This window comes from Paraburkholderia dioscoreae (assembly GCF_902459535.1).
Lineage (GTDB): Bacteria > Pseudomonadota > Gammaproteobacteria > Burkholderiales > Burkholderiaceae > Paraburkholderia > Paraburkholderia dioscoreae.
In genome coordinates, this window is record NZ_LR699554.1 from 3487074 (window position 1) to 3505044 (window position 17971).

At 64.5% G+C, this 17971-nt stretch carries 17 protein-coding genes; 6 read left to right on the top strand and 11 right to left on the bottom strand.

Annotation, left to right across the window (positions count from 1 at the left end; translation table 11 throughout):
• Positions 1 to 144: 144 nt before the first annotated feature.
• Positions 145 to 2760, top strand: a complete 2616-nt coding sequence (hpnN, locus tag PDMSB3_RS35725) for a hopanoid transporter HpnN (RefSeq protein WP_007178624.1) — start codon at positions 145 to 147, stop codon at positions 2758 to 2760.
• A gap of 2 nt (positions 2761 to 2762) precedes the next feature.
• Complete coding sequence (locus PDMSB3_RS35730) at positions 2763 to 3779, top strand: MlaA family lipoprotein (protein ID WP_165189578.1); 1017 nt, start codon at positions 2763 to 2765, stop codon at positions 3777 to 3779.
• A gap of 70 nt (positions 3780 to 3849) precedes the next feature.
• Here PDMSB3_RS35730 and PDMSB3_RS35735 read toward each other — a convergent pair whose 3' ends face one another.
• From PDMSB3_RS35735 to PDMSB3_RS35765, 7 genes are all read right to left on the bottom strand, one after another.
• A complete protein-coding gene (locus tag PDMSB3_RS35735; protein WP_007178626.1) occupies positions 3850 to 4581 on the bottom strand; it encodes a phosphorylase in 732 nt (243 codons plus the stop codon).
• A 3-nt stretch (positions 4582 to 4584) separates the two neighbouring features.
• Positions 4585 to 6609 (bottom strand): squalene--hopene cyclase, encoded by a 2025-nt coding sequence (shc, locus tag PDMSB3_RS35740; protein WP_007178627.1) that lies wholly within the window; start codon positions 6607 to 6609, stop codon positions 4585 to 4587.
• Entirely contained in the window at positions 6606 to 7874 is a 1269-nt protein-coding gene (hpnE, locus tag PDMSB3_RS35745; RefSeq protein WP_165189580.1) for a hydroxysqualene dehydroxylase HpnE, read from the bottom strand. Before hpnE ends, shc begins: the two co-directional genes overlap by 4 nt.
• A gap of 4 nt (positions 7875 to 7878) precedes the next feature.
• Positions 7879 to 8727 carry a presqualene diphosphate synthase HpnD gene (gene hpnD, locus PDMSB3_RS35750; protein ID WP_007178629.1) on the bottom strand — a complete coding sequence of 283 codons (849 nt, stop codon included), beginning with the start codon at positions 8725 to 8727 and terminating at the stop codon, positions 7879 to 7881.
• Positions 8728 to 9000: 273 nt separating this feature from the next.
• Positions 9001 to 9939, bottom strand: a complete 939-nt coding sequence (locus PDMSB3_RS35755; RefSeq protein WP_165189582.1) for a sensor domain-containing diguanylate cyclase — start codon at positions 9937 to 9939, stop codon at positions 9001 to 9003.
• Positions 9936 to 10559 (bottom strand): chemotaxis protein CheC, encoded by a 624-nt coding sequence (locus PDMSB3_RS35760; RefSeq protein ID WP_007178631.1) that lies wholly within the window; start codon positions 10557 to 10559, stop codon positions 9936 to 9938. Before PDMSB3_RS35760 ends, PDMSB3_RS35755 begins: the two co-directional genes overlap by 4 nt.
• Positions 10552 to 10920 (bottom strand): response regulator, encoded by a 369-nt coding sequence (locus PDMSB3_RS35765; RefSeq protein ID WP_007178632.1) that lies wholly within the window; start codon positions 10918 to 10920, stop codon positions 10552 to 10554. Before PDMSB3_RS35765 ends, PDMSB3_RS35760 begins: the two co-directional genes overlap by 8 nt.
• A gap of 207 nt (positions 10921 to 11127) precedes the next feature.
• On the opposite strand from PDMSB3_RS35765, the gene PDMSB3_RS35770 reads away from it, so the two are divergent.
• The 3 genes from PDMSB3_RS35770 (at position 11128) to PDMSB3_RS35780 (ending at position 15132) form a co-directional block, all read left to right on the top strand.
• Positions 11128 to 11406, top strand: coding sequence for a hypothetical protein (locus PDMSB3_RS35770; protein ID WP_157187735.1), 279 nt, complete (start codon positions 11128 to 11130; stop codon positions 11404 to 11406).
• Positions 11407 to 11634: 228 nt separating this feature from the next.
• Entirely contained in the window at positions 11635 to 13914 is a 2280-nt protein-coding gene (locus PDMSB3_RS35775) for a hybrid sensor histidine kinase/response regulator (protein ID WP_007178633.1), read from the top strand.
• Between the two features lie 219 nt (positions 13915 to 14133).
• Entirely contained in the window at positions 14134 to 15132 is a 999-nt protein-coding gene (locus tag PDMSB3_RS35780) for a hypothetical protein (protein ID WP_007178634.1), read from the top strand.
• 94 nt (positions 15133 to 15226) lie between these two features.
• Here the strand turns inward: PDMSB3_RS35780 and PDMSB3_RS35785 are convergent, their stop codons facing one another.
• Positions 15227 to 15781: an NADPH-dependent FMN reductase gene (locus PDMSB3_RS35785; protein ID WP_007178635.1), complete on the bottom strand. Its 555-nt coding sequence runs from the start codon at positions 15779 to 15781 to the stop codon at positions 15227 to 15229.
• Between the two features lie 370 nt (positions 15782 to 16151).
• On the opposite strand from PDMSB3_RS35785, the gene PDMSB3_RS35790 reads away from it, so the two are divergent.
• Positions 16152 to 16358: a hypothetical protein gene (locus PDMSB3_RS35790; RefSeq protein ID WP_007178636.1), complete on the top strand. Its 207-nt coding sequence runs from the start codon at positions 16152 to 16154 to the stop codon at positions 16356 to 16358.
• A gap of 172 nt (positions 16359 to 16530) precedes the next feature.
• On the opposite strand, the gene PDMSB3_RS38365 is transcribed toward PDMSB3_RS35790, so the two are convergent.
• The 3 genes from PDMSB3_RS38365 to PDMSB3_RS38270 form a co-directional block, all read right to left on the bottom strand.
• Positions 16531 to 16812 carry a DUF6723 family protein gene (locus PDMSB3_RS38365; RefSeq protein WP_007178637.1) on the bottom strand — a complete coding sequence of 94 codons (282 nt, stop codon included), beginning with the start codon at positions 16810 to 16812 and terminating at the stop codon, positions 16531 to 16533.
• A complete protein-coding gene (locus PDMSB3_RS35800) occupies positions 16812 to 17096 on the bottom strand; it encodes a hypothetical protein (RefSeq protein WP_007178638.1) in 285 nt (94 codons plus the stop codon). The genes PDMSB3_RS38365 and PDMSB3_RS35800 overlap by 1 nt, the downstream gene beginning before the upstream one ends.
• A gap of 435 nt (positions 17097 to 17531) precedes the next feature.
• Complete coding sequence (locus PDMSB3_RS38270) at positions 17532 to 17663, bottom strand: hypothetical protein (protein ID WP_007178639.1); 132 nt, start codon at positions 17661 to 17663, stop codon at positions 17532 to 17534.
• Positions 17664 to 17971 lie beyond the last annotated feature (308 nt).

Genomic DNA, 17971 nt, shown 5'->3' on the forward strand with positions numbered 1-17971 from the left:
CCAGTATACCGACATTGCGTTCCCGCCCCAAAGCACCCTTCCGGGAGCCGCACTTGCTAGCGAACCAGAGCCTAATCGCTCCGGCTCTGTATACTTGTGCACTTTCGTCAAAAACAACACCGTGATAAGACCACCTTCGCCTACATGCTGAAGTCATCTATTGTCCGTCTCGTCGCGTATTCAGTGCGTCATCCACTGCGGATCGTCGCCGTGTCGTTCGTGCTCGCCGTTCTGAGCGGCTTCTACGTTGCCCATAACTTCAAGATCAACACGGACATCAGCCGTCTCATCGAGACCGACAAGCAATGGACGGCTCTGGACAACGCCATAGACCAGGCGTTCCCCGATCGCGGCGATACCGTGCTGGTGGTCGTCGAAGCACGCGCGCCGGAATTCGCCGATGCCGCTGCCCAGGCGCTGACTGCCGCGCTCAAAGCCGATCCCAAGGAATTCGTGGCGGTTTCGCAGCCGGCCGGCGGCCCGTTCTTCGAACACAACGGCCTGCTGTTTCCGTCGACCGACGAGGTGATGTCGACCACCTCGCAACTCGTCCAGTCGCGCCCGCTCGTCAATGCCCTCGCGCACGATCCGAGCCTGACCGGCCTCGCCGGCACGCTCACCACGAGCCTGTTGCTGCCGCTGCAGATCGGTCAGGTGAAGCTCGGCGACATGAGCCATCTGCTGTCGCAAAGCGCGACCACCCTCGACAGGGTGCTGGCTGGCCAACCGGCGGCGTTCTCGTGGCGTGCGCTGGTCGACAAGAGCGCGGCCACGGAGCCGGCGCGCGCCTTCGTCGTCGTGCAACCGGTCGTGAACTACGACGCGCTGGAGCCGGGCGCCACGGCGTCGAAGTCGATCCGCAACACGGCCGCCGCGCTGCACCTCGACTCGCGCTATGGCGCCACGATCCGTCTGACCGGCGAACAACCGCTCGCTGACGAAGAATTCGCGTCAGTCAAGGACGGCGCGGTGCTCAACGGCATCGGCACCTTTATCGTCGTGCTGATCATTTTGTGGCTGGCATTGCGCTCGGGCCGCATGATCGCGGCCGTGTTCATCACGCTGTTCGTGGGGCTCGCCATCACCGCGGCGCTCGGGCTGCTGATGGTGGGCGCGCTCAACATGATTTCGGTCGCCTTCATGGTGCTGTTCGTAGGGCTCGGGGTCGATTTCGGCGTGCAGTTCGGCGTCAAGTATCGTGAGGAGCGCAATCGCGACGACCGTCTGTCCGCCGCCCTCATGCATACGTCGCACAGCATCGGCGTGCCGCTCACGCTCGCCGCGGTCGCCGTCGCGCTGAGCTTCTTCTCGTTCCTGCCGACGGCTTACCGCGGCGTGTCCGAACTGGGCGAAATCGCGGGCGTCGGCATGTTCGTGGCGTACTTCACCAACATGACGCTGCTGCCGGCCCTGCTGAAGATCTTCAATCCGCCGGGCGAAGCCGGTTCGCCTGGCTTCAAGCAACTCGCGCCCGTCGACGATTTTCTCGATCATCATCGCAAGCCGGTGCTGATCGGCACGCTGATCGTCGTGATCGGCGCCACGCCGTTGCTCACGCATTTGCGCTTCGACTTCAACCCGCTTCATCTGAAGGATCCGCACACGGAGTCGATGGCCACGCTGTTGTCGCTGAAGGACTCGCCGGAAGCCGCGGTCAACAACGTGCATGTGCTGGCGCCGTCGCTCGCCGAGGCCGACCGCATGGCCGCGCGCCTGCGCACGTTGCCGGAAGTGGGACGCGTCAACACGCTCGACACCTTCGTTCCCACCGACCAGCAGCAAAAGCTGATGCTGATCGCGAGCGCCGCGCAGCAACTGTTGCCCGCGCTGCAGCAACAGCCCGCGCAACAGGCCACGGACGCGGTGCGTGTCGCCGCGCTCAGGCGCACGTCGAACCAGCTTTCGCTCGCCGCCGACGATCACCCAGGCCCTGGCGCCGCCGAAGCCAAGCATCTATCGGCCACACTAGAGAAGTTAGCCGCCGCCAACGCCGCCACGCGCGACCGCGCAGAAACCGCGATGTCCGAGACGTTGCGCATCGCGCTGGGTCAGCTGGCCAACCTGCTTCAGCCGACTGAAATCACCCGTGACAATCTGCCCAAGGAAATCTCGTCAGGCTGGGTATCGAAGGACGGCCGCGCCCTCGTCGACATCTCGCCGAAGGTGAAACCCGGCACCGATCCGAACGACGACGCCATGCTCGCCCGCTTCGCCCACGCGGTGAAAAAGGCGGAGCCAGGCGCGATCGGCGGCCCGATTTCGATCCTGCATTCGGCCGACACCATCATCAAGGCGTTCCTGCAGGCCGCCGCCTACGCGCTCATCTCGATTGCGATCCTGCTGTGGATCGCGCTGCGCCGTGTCAGCGACATGTTGCGCACGCTGGTTCCGTTGCTGGTCTCGGCGCTCGTGACGCTCGAACTGTGCGTGGTTTTCGGCATGCCCCTGAACTTTGCGAATATCATCGCGCTGCCGCTGATGCTCGGCGTCGGCGTAGCTTTCAAGATCTACTTCGTGATGGCGTGGCGCAACGGTCAGACCGGCCTCCTGCAGTCGAGCCTGACGCACGCTGTGCTGTTCAGCGCGGCGACCACGGCAACGGCGTTCGGCAGCCTATGGCTGTCGCACCATCCGGGGACGTCAAGTATGGGGCGTCTGCTGGCGCTCTCGTTGTTGTGCACGCTGATCGGCGCCGTGGTATTTCAACCCGTGCTGATGGGCAAGCCGCGCGCACGTCGCGCGAAGCAAAAAGGAATATAAGCATGAAGCTGCGTAACACCGCGCTGGCAATCGTCGCCACCGGTTTGATTTCTGGCTGTGCCACCGGCCCCGACCGCAAACCGGGCGACCCGTTCGAACCGGTGAACCGGGCGGTGTTCAGTTTTAACGATGGGTTGGACCGCTATATCGCCGTTCCGGCAGCGAAGGGTTATCAGAAGGTCACGCCGCAGCCGTTGCGCACGGCGGTGAGTAACTTCTTTTCGAATCTGGGCGATCTGACGAACGCGGCGAACGCGCTGTTGCAGTTGAAGATTACCGACGCAACCGAGGACATCGTCCGTTTCGCGTTCAACTCGACCTTCGGTCTGGGCGGCCTGCTCGATTGGGCAACGCCCGCCGGGCTGCCCAAGCACCATCAGGATTTCGGCCTGACGCTGGGTCACTGGGGCATTCCGTCGGGCCCGTATCTGGTCCTGCCGCTGTTCGGCCCGAGCACCGTGCGTGACAGCATGGGCCTTATCGTCGACGTGAAGTTCAACCCGCTGAACTACATGGAGCCGGCGGTACGCAATCCGCTGTACGTGCTGCAGTTCGTCAGCGTGCGTTCCGACCTGCTGGGCGCGTCGGACCTGCTGCAACAGGCCGCGCTGGACAAGTACTCGTTCGTGCGCGACGCCTATACGCAGCAACGCCAGGCGCGTTTGCGCGGCACGGGCGACACCGCGGCGCCGCTGCCGAACTACGACGATCAGGGCGATTCCGGCGCTTCGTCGGTGCCTGCCGCAGGCGCACCGGCGGCAGGCGCTCTGCCGAATTACGCCGATCCGGGCGACGCCGCGGAGGCGCCGAACGCGGCCTCCGGCGCTGCCACGGGTGCCCCGGCTGGCGTGCCCAACTACACCGATCCGGGTGATACGCCGGCGAGCGGCGCAGCAGGCTCGACGTCGGTTGCGCCGGCTGCAGCGCCGAACGGTGCTTCAGACACGCCCGCGCCAACGCTGCCCGCAGCGCCGCCGGCCGACAACACACAGCCGGCTTCGGCACCGGTAACGCAGTAAGGGTTGGGATTTCAGAGAGGTGCCGCGCATTGGATTGACACTTGCGCGGCACTGGATATACAGGACGTTTTCAGGCGCTCGCCATCTGCAAGGCCCCGGCTTCGCCTAGCGCGCGCCGCGCCTCGACTAGCGAGATGCGGGCCGCGCGGGCGTCGACGGCAACCTGGATCAGGGCGGCGAGTTGCGACGGCTGGCGCAGCAGCTCACGTAAAATCGGTGCAAGCGCGGTCGTGCCGTCGTCGCGCAGGCCGGCAGTCGCCGCGGACGGCAGCGTACGCCACGCCGGATCGACGATCGCGCGGCAGACGGCGAACGGCACGCCAAGCGCGGCAGCCTTCGCGCCGGCAATATGCGACTCCATGTCCACCGCCAGAGCGCCGTTCGAGCGATGCAGCACGTCCTTGTCGCCCGCGCTCACCAACGGCGCGGTGACAGCCGCCATGAGCCCGCGCCGCACACGCCCGGAGAGCGGCCCGGCTGCCAGCACGGCCGCAAGCCTGTCCGCCCATCGCCGATCGGTCGGCAAGCGCCCAAACGGCCCCTCGACGGCGTCCGCGACGATCACCGAGCCCGGCTGCAAATCCGGCGCCAAACCGCCCGCCGTGCCGAAACTCATGATGCCCGAGCAGCCACGCGCGACCGCTGCGCTCAATGCCTGCTCCAGCAGATCGGCGCGCGCCGCGTAGACGACCTCGACGCCTTCGCCGCGAGCGATTCGCGCTTCGAACGCCATGCCCGTCACCACGATGACCGGCAAGGCACTACGGCCGCCATCCGTTGAAGGAGTGCTCGGAAGAGGCATCCGTTACATCCCGACCGCGACGCGCGTCAGACCATTACGCTTCAGATGGCGGAAGCGCGCCAGTGCCCACAACGGGAAGAACTTGCGATAGCCGTGGTAGCGCAGATAGAACACGCGCGGGAAGCCGGTCGCCGTGAAGCGCGTTTCGTCCCACAGGCCATGCTCGCGCTGTTCCCGCTGCAAGTACGCGACACCGCGCGCCACCGCTTCATGATTGACTTCGCCCGCCGCCATCAGGCCCATCAGCGCCCACGCGGTTTGCGAAGCCGTGCTCGGCGCGCGTTCGTAGCCCTGGTAGTCGAGCTTGTAGCTCTCGCCGCCCTCGCCCCACCCGCCGTCTTCGTTCTGGATCGACAGAAGCCACTGCGCGGCGCGCTTCATGCGCGGGTCGTCGTGCGGCATGCCGGCTGCGTTCAGCGAACACAGCGCGGTCCACGTACCGTAGATGTAGTTCAGACCCCAGCGGCCATACCAGCTGCCGTCCGATTCCTGTTCCTTCAGCATGTACGCGAACGCGCGTTGGGCCGGCTCGCTACCCTGCGGCAGTTCGCCAAGTTGGGCGAGCATCGACAGACAGCGGCCGGAGACGTCCGCGGTCGGCGGATCGAGCAAGGCGCCGTGGTCGGAGAACGGAATGTTGTTCAGGTAGTACTGTGTGTTTTCCGGCTCGAACGCACCCCAGCCGCCGTCGCTGCTCTGCATGCCGACCACCCATTCGCGCGCCCGCGCTATGGCTTCGCGATCGACCTCGGAATGCGTGAGCGCCGCCGAGCGATGCATGGCCATGACGACCACCGCCGTGTCGTCGACGTCCGGGTAGTAGTCGTTGTTGTACTGGAATGCCCAACCGCCCGGCCGCACATTCGGACGGCGCGAAATCCAGTCGCCGCGCACGTCGAGAATCTGCAGGGGACGCAGCCACGCGAGCCCGCGTTCGGCTGCCTGCTCGGCATGCGCCTCGCCGGTTTCGAGCAGCGCGTGCGCGACGAGCGAGGTGTCCCAGACCGGCGACAGACACGGCTGGCAATATGCTTCGTCATCCTTGATAACGAGCAGCTTTTCGACAGACTGGCGAGCTATCGCGCGATTCGGGTGATCGGCCGGATAGCCGAGCACGTCGTACATCATCACCGAGTTCGCCATAGCCGGGAAAATCGCGCCGAGCCCGTCTTCGCCGTTCAGCCGTTCATCGACGAAGGCCACCGCCGCGCGCACCGCGCGCTCGCGCGTGGCTTTCGGGAACAGACCGTCCACCGCGCGCAGCAGCATGTCCACGCCACTGAAAAACCGGAACCACCCAGCATGCTGATGCGGCGCCCGATCGCGCGGGCCGGTGTTGACCGGCGCACCGCGGAACAGCTCGTCGATCCGCACGCGGCGCGGATTGCGCGCCAGCGGCCGCTTCGCATTGAGCACGAGCAGCGGCACGATCACGGTACGCGCCCAGTACGACACCTTCGAGAGATGGAACGGAAACCACATGGGCAACAACATGATCTCGACGGGCATCATGGGCACCGCGCGCCATGACACCACGCCGAACAGCGCGAGCAGAATCCGCGTGAAGACGTTCACGGCTTCGGCGCCGCCGTTGGCGAGGATCGCCTCGCGCGCACGGACCATGTGCTCGGCATCCGCCGGGTCGCCGATCATCTTCAGCGCGAAGTACGCCTTGACGCTGGCGCTGACGTCGAGCGCACCATCGGTAAAGAGGGGCCAGCCGCCGTCGGGCAACTGGATGCGGCGCAGATAGCGCGCGATCTTCTGCTCCAGCTCCACGTTCGGCGTTTCGCCGAGATAGTGGACCAGCAGCACGTATTCGGCGGGAATCGTCGCATCGGCTTCGAGTTCGTAGACCCAGTGACCGTCCGGCTTTTGCGCGGCGAGGATCGCATCGGTGGCGCGCGTGATGGCGGCGTCGAGCAATGCTGCGGGAGCTTCGCTCGCAGCGGCCGGCGCGGGCGGCACCGCGCCCGCGACTTCGGGCAAAACGGCGTCCAGCGGCTGGGTTTGGGATAAATCGTTCATCGGCGTTCCATCGGTTCATTCAGCAGCGTATCCGCGGCCTTCTGGCCGGAGCGGATCGCGCCTTCAATCGTCGCGGGCAGGCCGGTGGCCGTCCAGTCGCCCGCGAGCATCAGGTTTTTCCAGCGAGTGCGCGTGCCGGGCCGCAGCGTTTCCTGATCCGGCAGCGCGGCGAAGGTCGCGCGTTTTTCCACGACGACTTGCCACGCCGGCATCGGCGCGGCAGGCAAGTTGGCCGCCTGCGCCACTTCGGCCCAGACAGTGGCCGCGAGCGCTTCGTGCGGCGTGTCGAGCAGCAGCTCGGCGCCGTTCAAGGTCGCCGACAGGCGCCCGTCGAAAGCGAACAGCCATTCGGCCGTGCCGTTGAGCAGCCCGGTGACCGGTGGCAAACCAAACGGCGGATCGATCGCGAAATGCACGTTGACGCTCGCCGCGAAGCGCGTCGGTACGCGCACACCGGGCACGAGCGTTTGTGCGGTCTCCGGCGGCACCGCGAGAATCACGGCGTGACCCGCTTCGAGCACGATGCTTTCGCCGGCGAATTTCAGCGCCTGCACACGGCCGTTGTTGGCGGCAAATACGATTTCTTCCAGGCGCGAATCCAACCTGATCGCCGCGCCGCCATGCTGCAGCAGCCGCAACGCCGGATCCACGAACGCGCTGCCCAGACCGTTGCGCGCGACCAGTGGCCGGCACGCAAGGCCGCCGGCCATCACGGTCTGCCGCACGATGGCGCCCGTCAGTTCCGCCGACGCTTCACGTGGTTCGACGTTCAGCAGGGCGTGAAATAGCGGCCGCAGCAGGCGGTCCCACAACGGACCGGTGCAGCGCATGGTCTGCGCGACGCTGCGCCCGGGTTTGGCGAACAGCAGCGGCACGAGCGCCAGATAGTCGCCCGGCCCGGTGTTCGGCACGCGCGCGTTCGGATCGAAGACCCACCAGGGCAGGCGTCCCGGCGACAGGCGCACGGTCCAGCGCGAGCGCGTGGCGAGATCCACGAACGGATATTCGGGCTGCGCCGGCCCGGCCAGTTCGTCGGCGGCGCCGATCGCTCGCGTGTAGTTGAGCGTCGCGACATTGCCCGCGAGGACCATGTGATTGCCGCTGTCGAGCGTCGCGCCCAGCCTCGCGTCGTAATACGAACGGCAACGGCCGCCCGCCTGGGCAGCCGCTTCATGCAGCACGACGTGCGCGCCGCGCCGCTGCAACTGCACTGCGGCGGCCAGACCGGCAAGGCCTGCGCCGACCACATGTACGAGCTTTTGCATCAGCTCAGAAGAACGCGTAACGCGCGACGATCCAAAGCATGCGCAGCTTCGGCTTGCGGACCTTGGTGCGCGGAATGTCGAAGCCGCGCTCCAGCGTCCGTTCGAGCAGCACGCGGTACACGCCCGACATGATGCGCGGCGCCCGCACCTGGCTGCGCGGCTCGCGGTCCATGATCGCGTCGGACGCGGCAAAGTGTTGCCTGGCCCGCTCGGCGAGCGTGGCGCACACGCGCGGCAGCGACGGGTCGTCGGCGATCTGCGTGGGGCTCGTTACCGCAATGCCTTCGCGCGCCAGCAATTCGTGCGGCAGATAGCAGCGGTTGATGCCGGCGTCTTCGTCGATATCGCGCAGGATGTTGGTGAGTTGCAGCGCGCGGCCCAAATGGTGCGCGAGCAGCCGGCCGGGTTCGTCCTGCATCCCGAATATCCTCACCGACAGACGGCCCGCCGCACTCGCGACGCGGTCGCAATAGAGGTCGAGCGTGGCTTCGTCGGGCGCGCAGATGTCGGCGGCGGCGTCCATCGCCATGCCGTCGATCATTGCGTGAAAATCTTCGCGTTGCAGATGAAACGTATGAATGTGCCGCGTCAGCGCGCGCAGCGACGTGCGCGGCGCGCCGGCGTAGCATGCGTCGATATCGGCACGCCAGCGCTCGAGCGCGGCGGCACGCTCGGCGCGCGGCATGTCGCTGTCGGCGATATCGTCGACGGCGCGGCAGAAAGCGTAGACCTGATACATCGCGTCGCGCTGCGCGGCCGGCAGAATGCGCATTGCGAGATAGAACGAGCTGCCGGATGTGGCGGCAGCTGCGTCGATTTCTGTATCGCCCACGACAAGATTGGAAACAGCCAAGACGATCTCCGCTGGAGGCGCCCGCTGAAAGGCGTTCAAGAAGTTTGATGCCTGCCGCAAGGCAGGCGGCACGCGCGCGCGGACACGCGCGAAATACCCGGCTGGGAGGCCGGAAACGGCAAAAAGTATATCAATCTTTGTAAGATGCCGCAGTTCCGCCAGCGAATACAGGGCCGGAAGCAGGCCCAAAGCCGACGAGGCGGCGCCCCTGGCGACATGCCGTACGGCGCACGCCGCGCCTCCCGCGAACCGGAACACCGCCGCCAGGCGGCCTCAGACGAACGCGACCGAACGGTTGCGACCTTGCCGCTTCGCGCTGTAGAGCGCGGCGTCGGCTTCATTGATGAGCACGTCGTACGAAGGCACGCCGACACGGGCGCACGCGCCGCCGACGCTCGCCGTCACCGGCACGCTCGTGCCCTGCACTTCGACCGGCGTGTCGGCAATCGTGCAGCGGATCTTTTCCGCCACGCGCATCGCGTCGTCGAGCGGCGTGCACGGCAGCAGCAAGGCGAACTCCTCGCCGCCGAAGCGCCCGAAGGTGTCCTGCGCCCGCACCACCTCGGCGACGCGTTGCGCCATCACGCGCAGCACCGTGTCGCCGACGCCGTGGCCGAACTGGTCGTTGATCTTCTTGAAATGATCGAGATCGAACAGCAGCATGGACATATGGCCGCCGTACCGCTGCCAGCGCGTGTATTCGTCGCGCAGGCGCGTTTCGAAGAAGCGACGGTTGGCGATCCCCGTCAGGCCGTCGCGGTCGGCATATTCCTGGAGCTTCGCGACCGCCTCTTCGCGTTCGCGCTGCACGATGCTCACGTGCGTCACGTCCGAAATGGTCACGCACACGGCCACCACTTCGCGCTCGCGCATGAGCGGCATGAACGTGCAGTCCTGCTGCATGAAGTCGACGCCGCCGGTTATGGGCCGGTCGTGATCGAACTTGAAGAGATACGGGCGCTGCTCCCACGAGCTGAACGCAAAGCTGCCGAGCTGAAAGACGCTTTCGATCTTGCGCGATAACCACACGCGCGGCAGTTCCGGAAAATGCGTGTACAGCGACCTGCCGACCACCTGTTCCGGCGACAGTCCACTGTGATCCTGCATGAAGCGATTCCACATGAGCACGTTCATGTCGCGATCCAGCACGAAAATGCCGAAACCGACACGTTCGACCACCAGATCGCTCAACGACTCCACGGGCACGTTCATAAGCTCGACAACAGCGCGTCGAGCGCTCCGTTCATGTGGCGAATCGATTCTTCGGCCATCAGCATCACGAGGTGGGCGCGGAAACTCTGATCCTCGAGCGCGAAATTCACTTCGACCAGCAGGGCGACTTCCCATTGCAGCACGCCGGGCTGGAAGACCGCGTCGAGCGTCATGGCTTCGCCGAGCAGGCCCGGCGCGGAGAAGATCGGCGTGCGGCCGAGCTGATCGAGAATGCACGATACGCACGCGCCCGTCAGCACATTCGCGACGTCGAACACCAGTTCCTTCTGGCTCACCGTCTCGTAAGTCGAGCGCGAATACGGATCGCTGACCAGCGAACACAGTTGCTCGATGCTGTCGCTGCGGCAGATCACCAGCGCTTCGCCCTTGATGTCGGAGCGAAAGCCCTGGCGCACCGCGCTCACGGTGTCCTCGATCCCGGTCATCTCGCGCAGCGCCTGCGCCGCCTCGCTGACCGCCACCACTTTCACGCGCGGCACCGACAATTCGATGAACGCATCGAGCAGCCGCGCAAGACGTGTCGCGGCTTGGCCCATCGCCAGATTGGCGACCTCTTGCAGCGCGTCGCGCTGATCTTCGGTGAGGACTGGCTCAGACATACAACCCGTACTCCTTGAGGATGGGTAGTACCGCCTCGGGCGTCACGGGCTTGGCGATGAACGCGGCCGCGCCGAGCGAGCGCACGCGCTGCTGGGCCATCGGCTGAACATCGGCGGAGACGACGATGACGAAGGTGTTCAGATCCTCGTGCTGCAAAGCTTCCAGCACCTGATAGCCGGTCATGTCCGGCATGGTCAGGTCGAGGAACATCACCGACGCTTTGCCTTCACGATACAGAGCGAGCGCTTCGCGCCCGTTGGATGCGTAAGACACGTCGACCTCCCACTCCGGCGGCAATGCCTTGGTGAGCACTTTGCGGGCAAGCAATGAATCATCGGCGATCACAATAGGCAAAGGCATGGGCGGGTCGGAAAGCAGAATTAGCTCTTTCGCGTTAACGGCGAAGCGAGGTGAGTTCTTTAGCGCGACGTCTGTCGACCAGCGACAAAGTGCGCTGAAGCTTGCGGAAATGCGGGTTGCGGACGAACAGGCAGCGCGCGCGGCGAGGCGCGATAGACGGAACCGGTGGGCACGCATGAAAGCGTACGCGCACGGTGGACGACGGCTATGACCGGCATGTTCGAAGCCTACCCCGTAGATGAATCTGCGCGGCCATCGTGGATCGGGCTGGTCTTTACCGCGCGCGTGATTCCGCGAACGCCTTCCGTCACGCGTGGTACGCGTGATGCGGCTGGGTGCCCCGCGGCAGACGCGTCCGAACATGGCGGACGCATTTTTATCGTGGCGCTGATTTTCGAAGTAAAACGACGGAAAAGCAACTCGCCAATTTCACTTTCATTAACGAGATTTTCTGTTAATTCGCTATTTTCAGAAAAATATCTGTAGATTCTTACGGCGGAATTTCGTTTTTATACTTTTGTGTACGTTTGCGCTTCCTGTTTCGTCGCTGTTTCAAAAAAACAGCCGATCTGGATACGTTTCGACGGCCGTTGGACAGCGACTCTAATGTGCGCTGTTAGCCACGGTAACTTCTACCGCCGCGCCGTGTCTATGCTTCTCGTATGATGCTGAATCCCGGCCTCTGCATTCCGAAAGACCTTCGTAAAATCGACAATGACACCAGACCGGTCCGCCCCGCCATCCGCGAGCCGCCTTTCCGCTGGCCGGCAGGATGGGGCGTTGTTCCCCGCCGTGCCCGAACAGAATTTCCAGGTGCGGCGTATCACACTGATCGCGCTGCTGATCGCGGCGATTGTCCTGCCCTGCCTGTATGTCGCCGCAATGGCAATCAGCGATCTGCGCATGCGCGAGGCGGACGCGACCGATATGACGCTGCGCACGGTGCGGGTCGCGGAAGAACACGCGCTGAAAGTGTTCGACATGAATGAGACGCTCGACGCGCGCATCGTCGATCTGACCGACGGTCTGGACGACAATGGCATCCGGGCGCGCGAAGCCGCGATCCACGAGAAGCTGCGTGTGATGGGCGGCGGCTATCCGCAGGTGGCAGCCGTGTCGATCTTCGGGCGCGATGGCACCTTGCTCGCCAGCAGCCGCTACTTTCCGTCGCCGGCCGTCTCGATCGGCGAGCGCGACGATTTCACCGGCGTTCGCGACGGCAAGAGCCTTGAGCATGTGTCGAAGGTCATCACCGGCCATGTCGCCGGCGAACAGGTGTTCAACATGGGCGTCGAACGGACTGGCACCGACGGCTCGTTCGCCGGCGTGGTTTCCGTCGCGCTGCGGCCGAGCTATTTCGACGCGTTCTACCGCGAATTGCTCGGCGGCAACGGCACGCCGATGACCATGAGCCTCGTGCGCGTGGACGGCTCGATCCTCGCTCACTATCCGCGCACGCCGCACGAACCCACCGCGATGGCGCAGCACACACCGTTCGCCGAAGCCCTCGCGCAAGGGCGGCGGGCGGGCGTCGTGCGCATGCATTCGAACGTCGACGGCGAAAATCTGATTCTGGCGTTCCGCCACGTCGGTTCGTATCCCGTGTACGTGGTGTGCGGCTATCGCGCCTCGGCGATCTGGGCCGCGTGGTACAGGCATCTCGGCGTACTGATCCTGTCGATGTTCACGCCGTCCGTCGTGCTGTGGTGCGTGATCTGGCTATCGCTGCGCCGGCTTGGCGCCGAAGAGGAAGCGTGGGAGCGCTGGCAGGCCGAAGCGTCCATGCGCCGCTCGATCGAGTCGGCATATCGTCAGTCGCGCAAGATGGAAGCGCTGGGCACCCTGGTCGGCAGCGTCGCGCACGATTTCAACAACCTGCTGATGATCCTCTCGGCCAACTTGCAGATCGCACGGCGGCGCGGCGCAACCGGACTCGACCGCGAATTGTCGGCAATGGAACGGGCGCTCAAGAGCGGCCAGTCGCTCACCCGACAGTTACTCGGCGTAGCGCGCAAGCAGCCGTTGCGCAACGAGACGCTGTCGCTCGAGCGCTGGCTGCCAGCGTGCCGCGAGTTGCTGCGCGCGTCGCTCGGCGCGAAGGTGTCGCTGGTCACCGATCTCGGCGTCGAGATCTGGCCGATACACGTCGACGTCGCGGAACTGGAGTTGGCGCTCATCAACGTGGCCGTGAACGCACGCGACGCCATGCCGAACGGCGGGCGTTTCACGGTGCGAGCCACCAATATCCATTTCCGGCCCGCAGACGGTTTTCCGCTGACGGGCGACTTCGTGCAGTTATCGCTCGAAGATACCGGCGTGGGCATGGCGCCTGAGGTGCTCGCGCGGGCCTTCGAGCCGCTTTTCACGACCAAGCCGAAAGGCATGGGCACGGGCCTCGGCTTGCCGCAGGTTTTCGCGTTCTGCGAGCGCTCCGGGGGTCTCGCCGCGATCGACAGTGCGGTCGGCGCCGGGACTTCGGTGCGTCTCTATCTGCCGCGTGCCGCAGCTGAACCAGCCGCCGACGGACCGCCCGAAGCGGGCGCGGAGGAAAGCGGCACACCTCCCGGCCTGCGCATTCTGCTGGTCGAAGACAATAGCGAAGTGGCCGCGGGGACTGAAGCCCTGCTACAGATGATGGGCCATCAGGTCACGTGCGTCTTCAACGCCGACACCGCACTGCGTCTCTTCGACGACGCCCGCGCGCGGCAAGCGCGCACCGGCGAACCGCTGCCGTTCGATCTGGTGTTATCCGACATCCATATGCCCGGCACCATGAATGGCATCGATCTGGCCGAGGCGGTCCTCGCATTCGACACCCGGCTACCGGTCATTCTGGTCACCGGCTACGCGGAGGAGCTTGATCGGGCCCGCCACGTCAACGTACGGGTGCTTTCCAAGCCTTTCGATATTGGTTTGCTGGAAAAACTCCTGCAAGCGATCCAACACGATCTGACGCAGACCGGCGCCGACCCGGCGCCGCATCCGGCGGAATAGCGCCCACCGCGGGCGTCTGGCCAGGTCTGCATTACCCACGCTTGTAAAAGCGCGGCGGCGGCATGTCGCGTTAATTGCGCCGCCGCCCTCGCGCGGATAGGCGCCAGCGGGCGCGCAGCCCGTGGCATGGGCCCGGCACGATCGTTGCGGCATAACGAGGCAAGGAGAGCGGCGCGTTTGCGCGTCGTCCGTTCCGCCTAAATACGTCGGGAGACAGCCATGCAACACACCGTGATTGGTTTATTCGACACCTTTTCCCAAGCTGAAGCCGCCCGCGACGCCCTTGTACAAACCGGTTTCTCACGCGAAACGATCGAGTTGCAGGCGAATCCGGAACCGTCTGTGGGCTCTGCGACCGACGAAGTCGCGGGTTCGGGTGTGCTGGCAAATATCGAGCGCTTTCTCTCGGGCCTGTTCACAAGCGGGCAGCGCGCGCCGGACACAGCGCGCTACGCCGAGGCCGTACGCCGCGGCGCTGTGCTCGTGTGCGTCAACGCGGCAAGCGAAGCCCATGCGGACCTGGCTCGTAATACCTTCACGAGACTGGGCGCGGCCGACATTGGCGAACGCGCGCCCGATTGGGACACGCAGACAGAGGCCGGGCGCGAGCATTCTGTCCTCGACGAACTCGGCATCGGCGCAGTGACGCCGGGCACGCCGCGTGCAGCGAACATGTCGACGCCTGCCGCCCGATCCGGCACGACGGCCGATCCGCTATACACCGTGCCGCCGGGCAGCACAGATGCGGAGCCGTTCGTGCCGCCGCCAGTTGGGGAGCGGCCGGTGGTCGATCGGGTCAACGAACCCGTGACGGATCCATTGGTCGGCGACGCGGGAAGAAGCGCGGTCGCCGCAGGCTCGATGCCGGGTTCCGGCGCGGTCATGCGACCGTCCGAAGTCGTCTCCGCAGCGGGTCAGCCAACCGCGGGTTTAGGCGGCCAGATGCCGAACGAATATTTGGAGTATGAGGAAGACTTCCGCGCGCACTACGACGAGCAATACGCGGCAGAAAACGAACGTTACGAAGACTACGTTCCGGCCTATCGCTATGGCGCGGAGATCGGCAAGGACGAGCGTTACCGTGACCAGCCTTGGGACGACGTCGAACCGGAGGCGCGGCGCCATTGGGAAACGACGTCGCCGGACAGCACGTGGGAGCGGTTCAAACTGGCCGTGCGGCACGGCTGGGAGCGCGTAACAGGGCACCACCACGTGTGAATGCGATCGCGGACGCAGCGGCAATGCCGTTCGATGACGGTACTGCCGCTGCATTCACTCTGAGCCGATCGCTCCCATTACCACCGTGACCGCTTCAGGAGGCGGCCTGCCGCTTGACCCACGCGACGTAACGATCGACGAAAGTTTGCAGGAATTTGCGCGTGCCGTCGTTCAGGATCTCGCCCTTGTCGTTGATGACTGCGGGATCGTGCTTGATGAACACCTCGGGTTGACCGAGTGTTGCGACGTCCAGGTATGCCAGCACATTGCGCAAGTGCTGTTGCGCCAAGGCCGAGCCGGTCGCACCGACCGACGTGCCGATCACGGCGCCCGGTTTGTTGCCCCAGGAGTTCGTGCCCCACGGGCGCGAACCCCAGTCGAGTGCGTTTTTCAACACCCCGGGTATGGAGCGGTTGTATTCGGGCGTGACGAATAGCAGGCCGTCGGCGGCTTCGAGGCGCTGCTTCAGCTGCTTGCCGGCTTCCGGGTAATCGGCGTCATAGTCCTGGCTGTAGAGGGGTAACGAACCGATGTCGATGAATTCGAATGTGAAGTCGGGTGGAGCGAGCGATATCACAGCTTGCGCCAACTGCCGGTTGAACGACTCGCGGCGCAGGCTGCCGACGACGACCGCAATGTGATAGGCCATGATTCGCTTCCTTGTGGTGTGGCGCCCGGGAGCGCAAAAAGGGTACGCGTTGTCCATCATAGGCAAAAGCTGGGTGGGCCGCGACGGCGGACGGCAAAAAGGCAGGTGTTGGATTATTGGGGACCATACGACGGCCGTCGTTGGCGGTGGATAACCCCGCATCGTGGAAAGTTATCCACAGATTCACTGAATAACCTTGTGGATAACTGATACTTTTGCCTTGTCAATCAAGCGTGCTTTCGGTTCGGCAAGTTTTGAGGCAAACGATTGTTTGCTGGAGTCCTGCTTTGCCGGAAGTCGAAAGAGCCCGGCATAAATGACCGGTGAGGGGCTCGATGCCCTAGCAAATCTACCTGATCGAGGAGCAGCCATGAGTCTCAACTACGCAGGAAAGTCCCACGATGAAGCAGTGGCCGCACGCAAGAAAGAAAAGCAGCGGGCGCAGGAGCAGCCCGGCGGGGAGATGGCCGTCGACGGTACGCAAGCGGACGCCGTGCATAGCAGCGGTGAATTGTCCGAACGTGGCAAGGAAGTGTGGCGTCGCGGCAGCGGCATGGACGGCGGCGGGAAAGTCTAGCCGCCGATGGCGGGGTGCCTCGCCTTGCGCCATGCTTGTGTGCTATGGACGCATCGCGTGGCGACGCGCTAGCGCGGGAAAAACGCCGCTAATGCAGACGCAAAGGCGCGATGCCTTGCTGCTTGAATCTGGAAAAGTTGTGCTTACTGCGGATTTAATGCGGTGGACGCGCTCACTCCGGCACCGCGATATCACCATCAACCAGCTGCCAGCCGTAGGTCTCGGCAAACGACTGTGCCGCGTCGGCGTCCTCGAAAAAGGGCATGTCAGCATGCCCCTGGAACGGGTAGATCACCCGTTCGTCGCTCAGGCGGATCACTTTCAGCGTCGGCACCGTACCACTCGAAGTACGGCGCGAGGACGCCATTACCTGATAGTTCGCACGGCCAGTGAGCGCAGGAAGAGTCGCGCGCTGCGAGCGCCTGGAAACCTGACTTGCCATTGGCGCGCGCATCAGAGGCCAGCGATCGACTGGCCGGCCACCATACCGTCGATAACCTGCTCTGCGTAACTGGCCGAAGCAATGCGCGCGTCGCCCGCCGCGCCGAATGGCGAGCGGCTCGGCACGCGAAAGACGCGGCTGCTGGTCATCGTGTCGTCAGTGCCGCGCCGGCAGATTCGCACGGCGGCGTCGAAGCCCGCGTCGTAGTGGCGGGCGCCGTCGAGACCGCGCGGCTGGTGCGGATACACCAGCGGATAGATCTCAAGACCTCGATAACTTCTGATCGTATTGCTCATGGTGCTCGTCTCCGGTGAAAGCGTTCGTTGAACGCGGCGTCTTTGCCAGGCGCAATGCCGACCAATCGCGGCGTATCTGCGAAGCGTGGTGTTGATCGACGATGCACGCGAAGAACGGCCGTTTATTCAAGCCGGATTGACGACACCGTAGAGCCAGGTAGGAGGAAGGAACCCCGTTCGATCAGGGCGCTGTGATGCGAGGCGATTGCAACAGGAACCGCGCGAGAAGCGCAGAGAACTGCAAGCTGTTGACCTACTGTAACACGTTAGTAGGGTGAGCGTTGAACGCATTTGTGCGCCAGGCCCAAGTGTTGCTTGGGAGCGCAGTGTATTGTCTGCTGCCTGGTGGACGCTGCGGTCCGCCGCGCGCTCTCCAGACGGACTAAAGGCGCCATTGGCGGCGCCCTTCGTCCTCAACTTCGACCGCAAGGCCCATTAGTTGCCGAAGAACACGTTGCAGTACGAAGCCGGACCGTTGCACGGCGCCGGTGCTGCAGCGTGGGCTGCGCCCGAAGCGGCTGCAAACAGGGCAACGGAAGCAATCAGGACGGAAAGAATGCGTTTCATGGTGCTACTCCTCTTCGGCGTTTGGTTCGCGATCGGGTCCGATCGATGGACTGAAGAATATCGATTCAACGTCCGCTGACAAACAGCGAAGACAAGAAGACATTTTTTTGAATAATGAAACAATCCAGATGGATTTCCGTGGAGGGACGCGCTCCGCCTGCATGCAATCGGGCCATGTCGCCGACGCGGGAGACGTCATTCCAAGAATCCCTGGGCGCGAAGAATCGCGAAGATTGAAGCTAGATGAAGTGTACGGGCGGCGCATTGCACGTCGGCCGCGCGGCGCTTGCGAACGCGCCGCGCCGGCT